Source organism: Corynebacterium uropygiale, assembly GCF_021568315.1.
GTDB lineage: Bacteria > Actinomycetota > Actinomycetes > Mycobacteriales > Mycobacteriaceae > Corynebacterium > Corynebacterium uropygiale.
On the sequence record NZ_JAKGSI010000004.1, the window covers coordinates 378,018 to 391,163 of the forward strand.

Below are 13,146 nucleotides of genomic sequence, written 5' to 3' on the forward strand. Positions count from 1 at the left end.
TCCTCGCCGCGCTGACGTCCCCATTATGCCCGATTCTGTGGGAATCTGTCCACAATGCGGGCAGATTCACAAATCTTCGGGCATTGGGCAGGCGACACCCGTCGAGTGATGCGGACAATAACCCTGTGGGTTCTTTGCGAGATATTGCTGATGCTCGTCCTCCGCAAGGTAACACTGCCCGGCGAGCGGGGCCACCGCAGTCGTGACCGCCCCGTAGCCGTGCTCCGCGAGCCGCTCCCCATAGGAGTCGACGATCCGCTGCACCGCCCGCGCGTCCTCCTCCGCGTTCTCGCCCACCGTATAAATAACGGAGCGATATTGCGTTCCGACATCATTTCCCTGCCGGAATCCCTGCGTGGGGTCGTGCGATTCCAGCGCCTTTCTCACTAAATCCTCGAGGGTGATCCGCGCCGGATCATAAATAATCTGCACGACCTCCGCGTGGTTGGTTCGCCCCGTGCACACCTCCCGATACGTGGGGTGAGGCGTCTGCCCGCCGGCGTATCCCACCGCCGTGGACTCGACGCCCGGCAGGGACCAGAAGAGCTTCTCCGCGCCCCAGAAACAGCCGAGCCCCACGATGAGAACCCGCTGCTCAGGGCGCCAGGGCGCGCCGATCGGCGTGCCGAGGACCACGTGAGGCTGAGGGTGCGCGAGGACGGGCGTCGAGCCCCCACGGAGGGTCTCCTCAGCGGGGATGAGCTGCGGCTGCCCAGTGGAAAAGAGCCAACCCATGGTTTCTCCTTATTTTCGAATTTTCTTTTTCGGGTATTTGAACTTTTGGGGATGGTTGCCAAATCAACAGCAATGCCTATTATGGGGACCATCCGAATTCCGGATGAAGAACTCGCGACATCGATCGCAACAGAGAGGATTTTTCATGGCTGTCTACGAACTTCCTGAACTCGATTACGCCTACGACGCCCTGGAGCCCCACATCGCTGGGGAGATCATGGAGCTTCACCACACGAAGCACCACCAGAACTACGTTAATGGCGCCAACGCTGCATTAGAGAAGCTGGAGAAGGCTCGTGAGGACGGCACCATCGGCTCCGTCGTCACCCACCTGTCCAAGGACCTCGCCTTCAACCTCGGCGGCCACACCAACCACTCCATCTTCTGGAAGAACCTCTCCCCCAACGGCGGCGGCGAGCCCACCGGCGAGCTCGCTGAGGCCATCGCCCGCGACTTCGGCTCCTTCGAGAAGTTCAAGGAGCACTTCTCCGCGGCGGCCCTCGGCCTCCAGGGCTCCGGCTGGGCCGTGCTCGGTTATGACCACATCGCGGACCGCCTCGTCATCGAGCAGATGACTGACCAGCAGGGCAACCTCTCCGTCGACCTCACCCCGCTGCTTCTCCTCGACATGTGGGAGCACGCCTTCTACCTCCAGTACAAGAACGTCAAGGCCGACTACGTCAAGGCCGTCTGGAACGTCTTCAACTGGGATGACGTCGCCGAGCGCTACGCCAAGGCCAAGGCCTAAACGCTACTCTCTCCCTGACAGGGCTCGCTGAGCTCCGCGAGCCCACTCACCCCGCCCCGGGCATCCCGGCGGCGGGGTGTTCGCGTCTCAACGCTCCCCTGAGGTCTCGACGCCCACCCCTGCCGCCTCCGCCCCGCGCACCACCATCTCCCGGAACGCATCGACGGGCGGGGCGGGGGCCGCATCCCGGCGCCACACCATGCCAATCCCCCGGTAGACGGGCGGATCCAGCGGCCGCAAGACGATCCCCTGGGGGACCAGGAAGGGGTCATCGAGCGGCAGCAGCGCCACCCCCAAACCCGCGGTGACCAGCCCGGACACGGTGGTGAGCTCCATCGACTCGAAGACGATCCGCAGCTTCACCCCCCAGCGCTCGCTCAGCCGGTCGAGCATGATCCTCGTCCCGTAGCCGGGCAGCATCGCGATAACCGGCTCCCCCTCGATCTCCGCGAAGGCGATGGGCCCGCCCTCCGCCGCCCCGGGATGATCCTCCGGGAAGGCGAGGGCCAGCCGCTGCCGGCGCAACGGCAACCACTCGAGCGGCCCACCCGGCGCGCTCTCCTCCGGCTTCGGCCCGACGAGCGCCAAGTCCGCCTCGTCCGCGAGCACCCGCCGAACCAGCGCCTGCGCCGGCCCCTGGTGGAGGCGCACCGTGGCGTGGGGGTAGACCTGGCGATGGGCCCGGAGCAGATCCGGCACGAGCCACGTCCCCAGCGAGTGGATGAAGTCCAGCCGCACCGTGCCCCGGCCCGGATCCATGAGCCGCTGAACTCTCGCCCTGCCGGCGTCGAGCTCCCCCAGCGCCGCCTCCGCGTGGGGGAGGTAGGCGCGCCCGCGCTCGTTGAGCCGGATGCCGCGCCCGGCGCGGTCGAAGAGCTCTGCCCCGAGGCTTCTTTCCAGGGTGGCGATGCGCCGGGAGAGCGTCGGCTGCGTGATCCCCAGCTGGTCTGCCGCCTCCCCAAGGTGCTCCACCCGGGCCACGCGGAGGAAGCTGCGCAGCACCGTCTCGTCTTTCATGCATGCTCCGTATCGTTTGACGTCATTTCGGACATTTTACTAATTATTCTCCCCCTGCAACGATATCCCCATGGCTGAGCTTGACGTGCATACCACTCCCCTCCCGCCCGGCATGCGCCGCACGGATGCCCGCTACCGGCGGGCCGTCGTCGCCATGCTCACGGCGGGGCTCGCGACGTTCAACGCGGTCTATGCCACCCAGGCCCTCCTCCCGGCGCTCGTCGATGAGTTCCACGTGAGCCCCGACCGCGCCGCCCTCACCGTCTCGGTGACGACGGGCCTCCTCGCCATCAGCATCGTGCCGGCGTCGATCCTCTCGGAGCGCTTCGGGCGCGGCCGCGTCCTCATCGTCTCCGCGCTCTGCGCCACGCTGCTGTCTCTGGCGCTGCCGTGGGCACCGTCGCTCGAGGTGCTCATCGGGCTGCGCACCCTGCAGGGCGTGGCGGTGGCCGGGGTGCCGGCCGTCGCGATGGCCTGGCTCAGCGAGGAGCTTGACCCCTCCGATGTCGGCGCCGCCATGGGCATTTATGTCGCGGGCACCACGGTGGGCGGGCTGAGCGGCCGACTCATCCCCTCGGGACTCATGGAGTTCCTCGATTGGCGCTGGGCGATGTTCGGCTCCTCCTGCATCGCGGTGGCCTGCGCGCTGCTCACGGTGCTGTTCCTCCCCACCCAGCGGCGCTTCCGCCCCAAGTCCATCAACCCCCGCCACGAGTTCTGGGCCACCGCCTCCCACGTCCGCAACCCGCGCCTTCTGGTCCTCTTCCTCTCGGCATTCCTCGGCATGGGCGCCTTCGTCTCGCTCTATAACTTCGTGAGCTTCCGCATGATGCACGAGTTCGGCCTCAGCGAGGGGCTCATCGGCCTCGTCTTCCTCATGTACCTCACGGGCACGTGGTCCTCCGCGCGGGTGAGCCGCGTCGTCGAGCGCTTCTCCCGCGGCCGCGTCATGGCGGGCTCGGCGGTGCTCATGCTGCTCTCCCTCCTCCTGCTCTTCCCCACGCACCTTGCGACGACACTCCTCGCGATGGCCCTCTTCACGGCCGCCTTCTTCGCCATCCACTCCATCGCCTCGGGCTGGGTGGGCGTGCTCGCCACCTCCCACCGCGCCGAGGGCTCCAGCATGTACCTCTTCTGCTATTACGCGGGCTCCTCCATCGTGGGGTGGCTCTCGGGCTGCGTCTTCGCCGCCGTCGAGTGGCGGGGCCTCGTCCTCTGGCTGCTCCTCCTCGCGGCGCTACTCTGCGGCGCGGCGGCCCTGGCCCTGCGCGCTGAGCAGCGGGATGCCCGGCGCGCCCTCGCTTAGCCACTGGCGGACGGCGGCGGTGGCCCGGCAATCGTCCTCGTTGTAGCGGAGGAGGCGGGGGCGCTCCGCCGGCGAGGTCCGCGCCCGCCGATACGCCGCCACCGACCCCTCACCGCCGAGCTCCACCTCCGCCCATTGGTAGCCCGCCACCGGCGCCACCGTCTTGAGCCCCAGCCCCTCGGGCCCGGCGAGCTCCTCGCGCACGTACTGGAAGACGTCCACCCACTGCGAGGAGCGGATGAACTCCTCCACCTCCTGCTCCGTGGGCACGCCCGGCTGCCCGGCGAAGCGCCGCGCACTGCTGCGCAACCAGTGGTTTTCCCCGTTGTTGGAGTAGCAGTACACGCGCACGTCCTCCGGCCCTTCGCCCTCCTCGAGCAGCCTCCGCAGGTGCGCCCAAAACGCGGCGAAGGTCGCCGCCTCCGCCGCCCCGCCGAGCGGCTCCCACGTCACGAAGGGGTGGTAGCTCTCCCCGTCCCACAGGCCCCACAGGTACACCCCGTGGTCGAGGTACGCCTCCACATCAACGTCGATCTCCCGCCGCGCCCGCGGAATCGGCCGACCCTGCCGCGCCCGCAGCACCGGAATCCCCTCGCGCCACGCGGCCGCGAGCTGAGACACCTCCCCCAGGTCCGCCGCCACGAGTTTGCCCACCGTGTCAATGTGCCGACGACGCAAGCTCGCCGCCCTCTCCCCCGGGAGCACGAGGCTAATGTCGTCCATCTCCTCCAGCTCGGCGCGGCATTCCCGCTGGTAGGGGCACCACTCGCATTCTTTGACCCGGCGCGGAACCGTGGGGATGGGCGCCGCCAGCGCCGCGCTGAGCGGGGCCTGATGGGACTCGGTCCGGTGGAGGAACGCCCGCGTGGGGTCCTGCCCGATCACCCCGCCCCACGGCCCGGCGAGCCCCAGCGCGCTGAGCGCCCGGGTGGCGAGTGCCAGGCGATACCCGTCGCTCGTGTGGTGCTTGATGCGGAAGGGCTCCTCGTGGGCCTGCCCGCCCAGGCCCAGCTCCGCCGTCCGCAGGGTCGGCACGCGGCGCCCCTCTGCCGGGCGCGCCGCCCGGTGGGCACTGATCACGATGGGCACATACGTCCCGTCCGTCGCGCGGTGCAGGATGTCCACCCGCACCCGCCAGCCCGCGCCGGCGAACTCCGCACTGGTGATGAGCGGCGCCTCGCTCACGAGCGCCTCGAGCGTCGCAAGCTCCGCCTCCTCGGGGTCCGCCTCCTCGATATCGACGCGCCCCGGCACCGTCGGCAGTAAGGCCAGAGTGTGCCGCCGCGCGGCCGCCAGACGAGCGGAGCGCTCCCGCGCGAGCGCCGTGGGACGCGCCGCGGGGAAGCGTTGCTGCTGGCGCCGACGGTATTGGCAGCCGACGAGGTCTTGAGCGCGGACACACACAATTGCTGAAGTTTATTCCACTGTGCGGGTAATGTTGAATTCCATGGGAATCATGAAGAAGCTTCGGAAAGCTCGCCGCGAGGCGAAAGCAGAAATCAAGGCCGCTAAGGCGCGGGTCCGCGCCGAGGCCAAGCAATCCGCCAAATTGAAGCTCCGCCAGGACAAGCTTTTGGCCAAGCAGGAGAAGAACCTTCTCAAAGCCGAACAAAAGGGACTCAAGGCCAAGCGCAAGCACGAGCGCACCATGGCCAAGAAGGAGCTCCAGCGCCTCCGCGCCGGCAAGCTCAATAAGCAGACCGTGCGCCGCTATGCCGGGGTGGCCCGGGTGCTCACCCCGCTCCTCATTCCGGTGGTCTACCGCGTCGTGACTCTCGGGAAAGAAAAGATGAATTCCGCGCAGGCTCGGCGGCTCGGGGTGGATTCGGATCGCCTCGCCGAGTTTTCCGGTTATGGCGCACCTCTCAAAGCGCGGCTGGAGAGCATTCGGGAGACCGTGAAGAAGTCGGAGCTGCCCCAGGGCTTCCGCACTGACGTGGAGAATCGGGTCTCTGAGCTGCAGGATGCGGTGAATAATGCGGAGCACATGACCCCCGAGCAAAGAACCCGCGCCCACCAGAGCATTGCCAAGGAAATTGACGGCCTCACCGCGCAAATTCAGGAGCGTTTAAACTAAAAACGCTTGACAGAATTCTTTGGTTCGCTACTATCACTTGTGAAAGACCTGTTCGAACTGCAGAAAGGGAGCCACCCTTATGGCCCGTAAAGAAGTAATCCAGTATTTCGATGACCTGGATAATTCCCCGCTCACCAAGGATGAGGTGGAGATCGTCCACTTCAGCCTGGGGAACAAGGAATATGAGCTCGATCTTTCTTCCGCCAACGCGGAGAAGTTCCGTGAGCTCCTGCAGCCCTACCTCGAGCACGCCCGCCGCGTGAATGTTCCGCAGCGCCGTCGCCGTCGCCAGGGCAATTACGCTGGTGGCGCTGCCGCCTACGGCATCGACCCCGCTGATGTCCGCGCCTGGGCTGAGTCCAACGGCATTCCCGTGAACCAGCGCGGCAAGATCAAGACGGAGACGGTGGAGCGCTACCGCGAGGCCAAGGGCCTCGCCTAAATCCCCGATCGCCTCTGCAGATTAGAGCATTCCTTGCTCCCGCGCCGCCGCCACGGCGGAGGTGCGGGAGCGAACGCCTAATTTGTCATAAATGTGGACGAGGTGGGATTTCACCGTCGCCTCGCTGAGGAGCAGGACCTGTCCGATCTCCCGGTTCGAGGCCCCACCCGCCACCAATTGCAGAACTTCCAGCTCACGGGGGGTGAGCGAACTCCGGGGGGCCTGGCCGCGCGTCATCAGGCGATCGGCCACGCTCGGCGAGAGCGCCGAGTCCCCCTCCGCCGCCGAGCGCACCCCGGCGAGCAGCTCCTCCGGCGGGGCGTCCTTGAGAAGATAGCCGACGGCCCCCGCCTCGATAGCCCCGAGGATGTCCGCGTCCGTGTCGTAATTCGTCACCACGAGGACCTTCGGCGGGTTCTCCATGGTGGAACGGATCGCGTGGGTGGCCTGCGCCCCCGTCGTCACCCGGGTGCCCTCCGCGCCCGGCCCGAAGCGCAGGTCCATGAGGATGACGTCAATGCCTCCCGCCTGGGCGGCCGCGATGGCCGCGTCGGCCGTCGCCACCTCCCCAACGACCTCAATGTCCTCCGCACCGTCCAGTACGGCGCGGAGTCCCAAACGCACGATTTCGTGGTCGTCCGCGAGGAGCACTCTGATCATCGATCGTCCTTTCCTGGTCCTCCCCGGGCGCCTGCCCGGGCCGTGTCTCTGAGCTTAGTCAATCCTTCCCTCCGGGCGCGGGATGACGACGGAGATCGCCGTCCCCCGCCCCGGCGCCGACTCCACCTCCAGCGTCCCCCCGCACTCCTCCGCGCGGGTCCGCATGGCGCCGAGCCCCACGTGCCCCATCCCCTGCGGCCGCTCGCCCACGGCCTCGGGGTCGAATCCCTTCCCGTCGTCGGCGACGTCCAGCCGGATCTCCTCCTCCCCGTAGCTGAGGCTGATCCGGCAGCGTCGCGCCTCCGCGTGGCTCACGACGTTCGCCACCGCCCCCTGAGCGATCCGCAGCAGCGCGGCCTCCATCTTCATGGGCAGCTCGCGGTGCGTCCCCTCGACGTCGGCGCTGATGTGCAGCCCCGAGGTCTGCGAGGCGTGCTCCGCGATGCGGCTCAGCGCGGCGTCGAGCGAACGGTCCCCCAGCGCCGCAGGCTGGAGCGCCGCGATCATCGCCCTCGCCTCGGAGAGGTTGTCCGCCGCCGTCCGCCGGGCCAGCCGAATCCGCTCGAGCGCCTTCTCCTTCCCCTCCGGGCCCGCCTCGATCTCATTCTCCGCGACGTGCAGCAGCATCTGAATGCTCGACAGCCCCTGCGCAAGCGTGTCATGAATCTCGTGCGCGATGCGCTGGCGCTCCGCCACCACCCCCGCCTCGTGCTGAGTTTCCGCGAGCTCGTTGCGCGTCGCGATGAGCTGATCGATGAGCTCCGCGCGCTCATCATTGACCGCCCACAGCGCCCGCAGCGAGAAGTGAATCGCAAGGGTCACGACGGCGGACACCACGGGCCCCATCACCCCGCCCGCAGTAAGCCCCAGCGGAATTTGGGCGAGGATGGCCACGATCGTCGCGCCCACCACGGCCCCGATCCCGACGCGCCCGGGAAGCACCTCCAGGTAGAGGAAGAAGAGCGGAAAGACCAGGTAGACCCCGATGGGCGCGACGGTGAGCAGCAGCGTCCACATGAAGCTAAGGCCGGTCACCCAGACAAGCACGACGTGCAGCTGCCAGCGTCGCCACCACATGAACCCGTAGAAATAGAGGCACGCGAAGGATGCCGTGAGAAGAAGGTTGAGCACCGCCTGGCCGCTCGGCATGGTCACCGACGCCCCGAGCACCACCACGAGCAGCACCGCTGTGAGAATGTGAAGTCCGTTGCGGAGTTTGTGCTCACCGGGGCGATCTAGGACAGTGCTCATGCGGTGTACCTTAGTCGAAGTTTGTATCATCTATGACCGTGGTCGATCTCTTCGTGTATCCGGTTTCCGGTGTGCTTAAGCTGTGGCACCTGCTGCTCCATAATGCCTTGGGGATCGACAATTCTCTCTCGTGGATTCTCTCCATGATCGGCCTCGTCATTGTGGTGCGCAGCCTCATCGCGCCGACGTCCCTCATGCAGCTCAAGAGCGTGCGCATCAACGTGCTGCTGCGCCCCGAGCTGCGCGCCCTCGCCGAGGAGTACCGCGAGAAAACGGACAAGGAGTCCCTCGCCGAATACGACAAGCGCGTCAAAGACCTCCGCACCGAGCACAACTACAATGCCTGGGCCGGCTGCATCCCGGTCCTCATCCAATTCCCGGCGTTCATCGGCCTCTACCAGGTGCTCCTCCGGATGGCCCGCCCGCGCGATGGCCTCGAGACCGCCCAGCACAACTCCATTGGGCTTCTCAACTCCTCGGAGATCTCCTCCTTCCTCCAGGGCCACGTCAACGGGGTCCCGCTGCCGGCCTACATCTCCATGACGCCCGAGCAGCACGCCATGCTGGGCACCACCCGGGAGGCCGTGTACCACATGGTCTTCCCCCTCGCGATCACCGCGATCTGCTTCACGGTCTTCAATCTCGGGCTCTCCCTGTTCCGCAACATCACGACCCTCGACTGGGACTCCAAAGTCGCCCGCGTCATGAGCGTGGTGAGCGGCAGCTTCATCATCTTCATCCCCCTCATGCTCTCGCGCGCGGCGCTGCACGGTCCGGTGCCCGTCGCGATCGTCATGTACTGGTTCGCGAACAACCTCTGGACGCTCGCCCAAAACCTCATCATCCACATCTACATCGCGCGCACCATGCCCGTGACCCCGGAGATCCGCTCCCACATTCGTTCCAGGCGCCACCACTACCGCGATGAGCGCCGCGAGCACCGCCACTACAAGCGCTGGCTGCGCCGCCAGCGCCTCAAGTCCTGGGTGCTCCTCCACAAGCACCGGCAGATTCGCGCCGAGATCCGCGCAGCCAAACAGGAAAAGAAGGACACCAAGCTCGCGAAGAAGGCGGAGCGCAAAGAGCTCAAACGCCAGAAGAGCGCCTCGCGCAAGCTCATGCAGAAGGAGCAGCGCGAGCGCGCACAGATTCAGCGTCGGCAGAAGCTCATCGAGAAGCAGAAGAAGAAGCAACTCGAGCAGCAGGGGAAGTCTCCGGAGCAGGCTCCCGAGGCATCCGAGTCCCCCGAACCCGAGTACCAGCCTAAGCACCAGGCGCCGGAGCGGCCCGAGACGCCCGAGGCACCCGAGGCGCCTGAGAGCGAGGACTAGATCGAGTAGTCCGCCGGCGGGGCGGAGAGCAAATCCTTCGCGAGGTCCCGCGCCACCTGGAGGGGCTGGAGGGTCTTGGTCAGCTTGACCCCGGCGAGGCCGCCGTCGAGAAGGACGAGGATCTGCTCGGCCTGGGAGGCGCTGGGGTAGCCGTTGCGCTGCGTGAGGAGGGCGGTGAGCGTGTCGCGGCACCACCGGCGGTGTTCGTGGACGGCGGTGAGGATGTCGCGCTCGGCGTCGGTGTCGGGGAGGGGAAATTCCGAGGCCGCGTTCTGGAAGTGCGAGCCGCGATAGTTCTTCAGCGGCTCTTCCTCCATGCACTGGTCAAAGAAGGCGAGGATCTTCTGGGAGGGGTCGGCCATGAGGCGGGTGCGTTCCTCCCAGGCGGCGCGCCACTGCTCGTCGAGGGTCCGCACATAGGTCGCGACGAGCGCATCCTTGGAACCGAAGAGCGAGTACAGCGAGGCCTTCGCGACGTCCGCCTCGCGCAGGATGCGGTCGATCCCGATGACGCGGATGCCCTCCGTCGTGAAGAGGCGCGTGGCGCTCTCCAGCAGTCGGTGCCGGGGGCTGGGGCGGTCGCGGCGACGGGCCATAGTTCCCTCCTAGGATGCATTCACGTTCCGGAACCCAATATAGACAACCCTGTATGGTCATGAAAAAGCGGCCCACCGTGGTGGGCCGCCTTCCTCTGCGCGTGTTACTTCTTCATCTTGCGCTGAACGAACTGGACGATCGTCAGCAGGATAACCGCGCCGATGATGCAGGTGATGAGGCTGAAGATGATGCCACCGCCCTGGACGTCGAAGCCCAGAGCCCCAAGGAGGAAGCCGCCGATGAGACCACCGATGATACCGACGATGATGTTCGCCGGGATGCCCATGGACTCGTCGGTGTGCTTGATCTTGGAGGCGATCCAGCCGGCAATGCCGCCGATGATGATCCAAGCAATCCAGCCAAGGCTCAGCGTGTTCATTCCAAGCTCCTTTGCAGCTTGAGTGTTATACGTTTCGGAACGTCCCCCATCTTGTCACAGAAGAGCATAAATTCATACTTATTCCTCAACTTGTTATCAAGTCTCGACATAAAAGGACCCCGCCCGTTACAGGCGGGGTGAGGGGCGTCATAGCCTTAGAGGCTCTCGGGGCGCACCACAGTCATCGGGCAGGGGGCGGACTGCAGCAGGGCTCGAGACGTGGAGCCCAGCAGCATTCCCTTGAAGCCGCCACGCCCGTGGGAGCCGACGACGAGCAGCTGCGCGCCTTCCGCCTGCTCGGCCAGGGCCCGGACCGCGCGGTCCCGGGTGATGACGGTCTTGACGGGAACGTTCGGGTACTTGTCCTTGAGGGGCTGGAGGCGCTCGTCGAGCACCTTCTTCTGCTCCTCTTCCACTTCCTCCCACTTGTGCTGGGCGGCAGAGAGCCCGGCGAGGGAAGCCTGCACCTGCATGTCAATCCACGTGTGCACGGCGACGAGCTCGCAGCCACGGGCATCGGCCTCAGCGAAGGCGAACTCGGTGGCCTTCTGGGAGACCTCGGAGCCATCCACACCGACGACCACCGGGCCGTACTTGGTGTTCTCCGTGACGTTGTTGTCCTCGCGGACAACGACGACGGGGCAGGTCGCGTGGCTCACCACGGCCGCAGACACGGAGCCCAGCACCATACCGGACAGACCACCGAGGCCGCGGGAGCCCATGACGATCATGGTGACGTCGTGAGCCATATCGAGCAGCATGTCGATGGCGCTGCCCTCAGCGATGGTGTGGCCGATCTTGAGGTCGGGGGCCACCTCGTGGGCGATGGCGCGGGCCTCATCGATGGTTTCCATGGTCTCCGCCTGGAGGTCATCGAAAACTTCCTGGGGCGGCACGAGTCCCTCAGCGTAGAGGAACTGGGGGGTGGTGTAGCTGGAGGCCAAACGCAGCGGAACACCGCGCTTCATGGCGGTGTTGGCGGCCCAGCGGACAGCAGTCTTGGACGCTTCAGATCCATCAACGGCAACGACGACAATGTTTTCCTTTGCCATGGGTGTATTCCTCACCTTGCTTTCAGATACCGTGCGGTCGCTGTCTCTATGTCGGGCATATCGGACGACCGGCATCGCTCTACACCCTCAGTTTAGCGCTCAGGACCGGCCCCACCCGGGGCCTTCCAAAAAAAATTCTGTACCCCCTTTTGTCCTGCAATAGAGAAAGACCCCTCGGATGTCGAGGGGCCATTGCCCCCTTATCCGGGGGTAGGATGACGGGTATTATGCGGGGATGACGACGGGACCAGCCGCCTCCGCATTCGCCGGGTAGAGGAAGGAGAACACCTGCCAGAAGATCTGCGCGATCTGCGCGCCGATCCCGTGGGAGAAGAACTCAATGACTGGGGCCAACAAAGCATCAAGATCCATAGGGGAAAGTATATCCCGCCCGCGGGCCTTAAGGAATCCGCTTCCTGCACGCGATGGCCTCAACGCCTCCCGTGTGCGCTTCCCCGCAGGCCAGCCTCCGCTCCCCGCGCGCGAGTGGCTCGCCCGGGTCATCGAGGGCCAGCACTACCGCAACCCCATGGACGACACCGCCGCCCTCGACGCCCGCTTCTCCCGCGGCGAGGTCGTCGACTGCTTTGCTCAGCCCATTCCCCCCTGCCGCCTCATGCACCCCGGCGAGGATCTCTGGTTCTACCGCATTCCCGCCGAGGAAACCCCCGTCCCCTTCGACATCCGCATCCTCCATGAGGACGAGCGGCTCCTCGTCATCGACAAACCACCCTTCCTCGCGACGATGCCCCGCGGCCGCCACATAACCGAGACTGCCCTCGTTCGCCTTCGCCGCAGCACAGGGAACGACGATCTCATCCCCGCCCATCGCCTGGACCGTCTCACCTCCGGAGTGCTGGTCTTCATTCGCCGACCCCAGGACAGAGGCGCCTATCAGACTCTTTTCGCCAGCGGCGGAGTACATAAGCAGTATGAGGCCGTTGCACCCTGGCGAGGCGCGCTTGCAGAGGCGACCTCCGAGGAACCGATCCTGTGGTCTGACCGCATGGAGAAAACACGTGGTCGCATGGACGCACGGATTGTCGACGGAACGCCCAATGCCCGTACGCTACTTCGCGGTGTTGAGCGTCTGAACCCGGACGAGGAGGCGATGCTCCGTCATACCTATGACACAAAGGAGGAGCTTGCCCGCTATGTTCTGGAGCCGTTAACGGGGAAGACGCACCAGCTACGGCTGCACATGTGTGCTGCGGGGGTGCCCATTCTTGGCGACCCGGTGTACCCGCTTGTGAGGCCACCTGAGGAGCACAGTTCTTGGGAGCAACCGATGCAGCTTCTGTGCTCTCGTATGTCTTTTCCGGATCCCATCAATGGCGATGAGCGGGTTTTTCGCTCGAGTTATTTTGTGCCTTTAGCGGCTGAGTAAGGGCGGAATTTTGGGGGTATTCCTGTCCGGCTTTTAGGCATAAAAAAGGGGTGGTGGTGGGTCAACCCAACCAGGATCAACCCACCACCACCATCATCAAATTATAAAGTGTTGGCAGCAACCTACTCTCCCACACCCTCACGAGTGCAGTACCATCAGCGTGA

The 13,146-nt window shown here is 65.7% G+C and carries 15 protein-coding genes; 6 read left to right on the forward strand and 9 right to left on the reverse strand.

Translation table 11 applies throughout. The features are described from left to right. Positions 1 to 66 precede the first annotated feature (66 nt). On the reverse strand, positions 67 to 735 hold the full coding sequence (gene msrA / locus L1O03_RS09405) for a peptide-methionine (S)-S-oxide reductase MsrA (protein ID WP_236119517.1): 669 nt from the start codon (positions 733 to 735) through the stop codon (positions 67 to 69). Between the two features lie 145 nt (positions 736 to 880). Between msrA and L1O03_RS09410 the strand changes: the two genes are divergently transcribed. Continuing rightward, positions 881 to 1,483 carry a superoxide dismutase gene (locus tag L1O03_RS09410; protein ID WP_236119518.1) on the forward strand — a complete coding sequence of 201 codons (603 nt, stop codon included), beginning with the start codon at positions 881 to 883 and terminating at the stop codon, positions 1,481 to 1,483. An 87-nt stretch (positions 1,484 to 1,570) separates the two neighbouring features. Here L1O03_RS09410 and L1O03_RS09415 read toward each other — a convergent pair whose 3' ends face one another. Then, the gene (locus L1O03_RS09415; RefSeq protein WP_236119519.1) at positions 1,571 to 2,500 is read right to left on the reverse strand and encodes a LysR family transcriptional regulator; all 930 of its coding nucleotides are present in this window, start codon (positions 2,498 to 2,500) and stop codon (positions 1,571 to 1,573) included. A gap of 70 nt (positions 2,501 to 2,570) precedes the next feature. Here L1O03_RS09415 and L1O03_RS09420 point away from each other — a divergent pair, with 70 nt between their 5' ends. Beyond that, positions 2,571 to 3,806 (forward strand): MFS transporter, encoded by a 1,236-nt coding sequence (locus L1O03_RS09420; RefSeq protein WP_236119520.1) that lies wholly within the window; start codon positions 2,571 to 2,573, stop codon positions 3,804 to 3,806. Here the strand turns inward: L1O03_RS09420 and L1O03_RS09425 are convergent. Beyond that, positions 3,738 to 5,210, reverse strand: a complete 1,473-nt coding sequence (locus L1O03_RS09425; protein ID WP_236119521.1) for a TM0106 family RecB-like putative nuclease — start codon at positions 5,208 to 5,210, stop codon at positions 3,738 to 3,740. The genes L1O03_RS09420 and L1O03_RS09425 overlap by 69 nt on opposite strands. 43 nt (positions 5,211 to 5,253) lie before the next feature. On the opposite strand from L1O03_RS09425, the gene L1O03_RS09430 reads away from it, so the two are divergent. Next, positions 5,254 to 5,883 carry a DUF6474 family protein gene (locus L1O03_RS09430; protein ID WP_236119546.1) on the forward strand — a complete coding sequence of 210 codons (630 nt, stop codon included), beginning with the start codon at positions 5,254 to 5,256 and terminating at the stop codon, positions 5,881 to 5,883. A 79-nt stretch (positions 5,884 to 5,962) separates the two neighbouring features. Then, positions 5,963 to 6,325: a histone-like nucleoid-structuring protein Lsr2 gene (locus L1O03_RS09435; RefSeq protein ID WP_236119522.1), complete on the forward strand. Its 363-nt coding sequence runs from the start codon at positions 5,963 to 5,965 to the stop codon at positions 6,323 to 6,325. A 21-nt stretch (positions 6,326 to 6,346) separates the two neighbouring features. Here the strand turns inward: L1O03_RS09435 and L1O03_RS09440 are convergent, their stop codons facing one another. Together L1O03_RS09440 and L1O03_RS09445 are read right to left on the reverse strand one after the other, a co-directional pair. After that, entirely contained in the window at positions 6,347 to 6,985 is a 639-nt protein-coding gene (locus L1O03_RS09440) for a response regulator transcription factor (protein WP_236119523.1), read from the reverse strand. 54 nt (positions 6,986 to 7,039) lie between these two features. After that, positions 7,040 to 8,236 (reverse strand): sensor histidine kinase, encoded by a 1,197-nt coding sequence (locus L1O03_RS09445; protein WP_236119524.1) that lies wholly within the window; start codon positions 8,234 to 8,236, stop codon positions 7,040 to 7,042. Positions 8,237 to 8,274: 38 nt separating this feature from the next. Between L1O03_RS09445 and yidC the strand changes: the two genes are divergently transcribed. Continuing rightward, positions 8,275 to 9,567 carry a membrane protein insertase YidC gene (yidC, locus tag L1O03_RS09450; protein WP_236119525.1) on the forward strand — a complete coding sequence of 431 codons (1,293 nt, stop codon included), beginning with the start codon at positions 8,275 to 8,277 and terminating at the stop codon, positions 9,565 to 9,567. Here yidC and L1O03_RS09455 read toward each other — a convergent pair. The 4 genes from L1O03_RS09455 to L1O03_RS09470 form a co-directional block, all read right to left on the reverse strand. Next, positions 9,564 to 10,163 (reverse strand): TetR/AcrR family transcriptional regulator, encoded by a 600-nt coding sequence (locus tag L1O03_RS09455; RefSeq protein WP_236119526.1) that lies wholly within the window; start codon positions 10,161 to 10,163, stop codon positions 9,564 to 9,566. The two genes, yidC and L1O03_RS09455, sit on opposite strands and share 4 nt — an antisense overlap. A 104-nt stretch (positions 10,164 to 10,267) precedes the next feature. Continuing rightward, positions 10,268 to 10,543: a GlsB/YeaQ/YmgE family stress response membrane protein gene (locus tag L1O03_RS09460; protein WP_236119527.1), complete on the reverse strand. Its 276-nt coding sequence runs from the start codon at positions 10,541 to 10,543 to the stop codon at positions 10,268 to 10,270. A 155-nt stretch (positions 10,544 to 10,698) separates the two neighbouring features. Continuing rightward, on the reverse strand, positions 10,699 to 11,595 hold the full coding sequence (locus L1O03_RS09465; protein WP_236119528.1) for a universal stress protein: 897 nt from the start codon (positions 11,593 to 11,595) through the stop codon (positions 10,699 to 10,701). 225 nt (positions 11,596 to 11,820) lie between these two features. Continuing rightward, entirely contained in the window at positions 11,821 to 11,967 is a 147-nt protein-coding gene (locus L1O03_RS09470; protein WP_236119529.1) for a hypothetical protein, read from the reverse strand. 73 nt (positions 11,968 to 12,040) lie between these two features. Here L1O03_RS09470 and L1O03_RS09475 point away from each other — a divergent pair, with 73 nt between their 5' ends. Continuing rightward, positions 12,041 to 12,982 (forward strand): pseudouridine synthase, encoded by a 942-nt coding sequence (locus L1O03_RS09475; protein WP_236119530.1) that lies wholly within the window; start codon positions 12,041 to 12,043, stop codon positions 12,980 to 12,982. Positions 12,983 to 13,146: the final 164 nt, after the last annotated feature.

Bases quoted from the DNA above. Each gene is read 5' to 3' on its own strand.
- msrA (WP_236119517.1), bottom strand. From the start codon at position 735: ATGGGTTGGCTCTTTTCCACTGGGCAGCCGCAGCTCATCCCCGCTGAG.
- L1O03_RS09410 (WP_236119518.1), top strand. From the start codon at position 881: ATGGCTGTCTACGAACTTCCTGAACTCGATTACGCCTACGACGCCCTG.
- L1O03_RS09415 (WP_236119519.1), bottom strand. From the start codon at position 2,500: ATGAAAGACGAGACGGTGCTGCGCAGCTTCCTCCGCGTGGCCCGGGTG.
- L1O03_RS09420 (WP_236119520.1), top strand. From the start codon at position 2,571: ATGGCTGAGCTTGACGTGCATACCACTCCCCTCCCGCCCGGCATGCGC.
- L1O03_RS09430 (WP_236119546.1), top strand. From the start codon at position 5,254: ATGGGAATCATGAAGAAGCTTCGGAAAGCTCGCCGCGAGGCGAAAGCA.
- L1O03_RS09435 (WP_236119522.1), top strand. From the start codon at position 5,963: ATGGCCCGTAAAGAAGTAATCCAGTATTTCGATGACCTGGATAATTCC.
- L1O03_RS09440 (WP_236119523.1), bottom strand. From the start codon at position 6,985: ATGATCAGAGTGCTCCTCGCGGACGACCACGAAATCGTGCGTTTGGGA.
- L1O03_RS09445 (WP_236119524.1), bottom strand. From the start codon at position 8,236: ATGAGCACTGTCCTAGATCGCCCCGGTGAGCACAAACTCCGCAACGGA.
- L1O03_RS09455 (WP_236119526.1), bottom strand. From the start codon at position 10,163: ATGGCCCGTCGCCGCGACCGCCCCAGCCCCCGGCACCGACTGCTGGAG.
- L1O03_RS09460 (WP_236119527.1), bottom strand. From the start codon at position 10,543: ATGAACACGCTGAGCCTTGGCTGGATTGCTTGGATCATCATCGGCGGC.
- L1O03_RS09465 (WP_236119528.1), bottom strand. From the start codon at position 11,595: ATGGCAAAGGAAAACATTGTCGTCGTTGCCGTTGATGGATCTGAAGCG.
- L1O03_RS09470 (WP_236119529.1), bottom strand. From the start codon at position 11,967: ATGGATCTTGATGCTTTGTTGGCCCCAGTCATTGAGTTCTTCTCCCAC.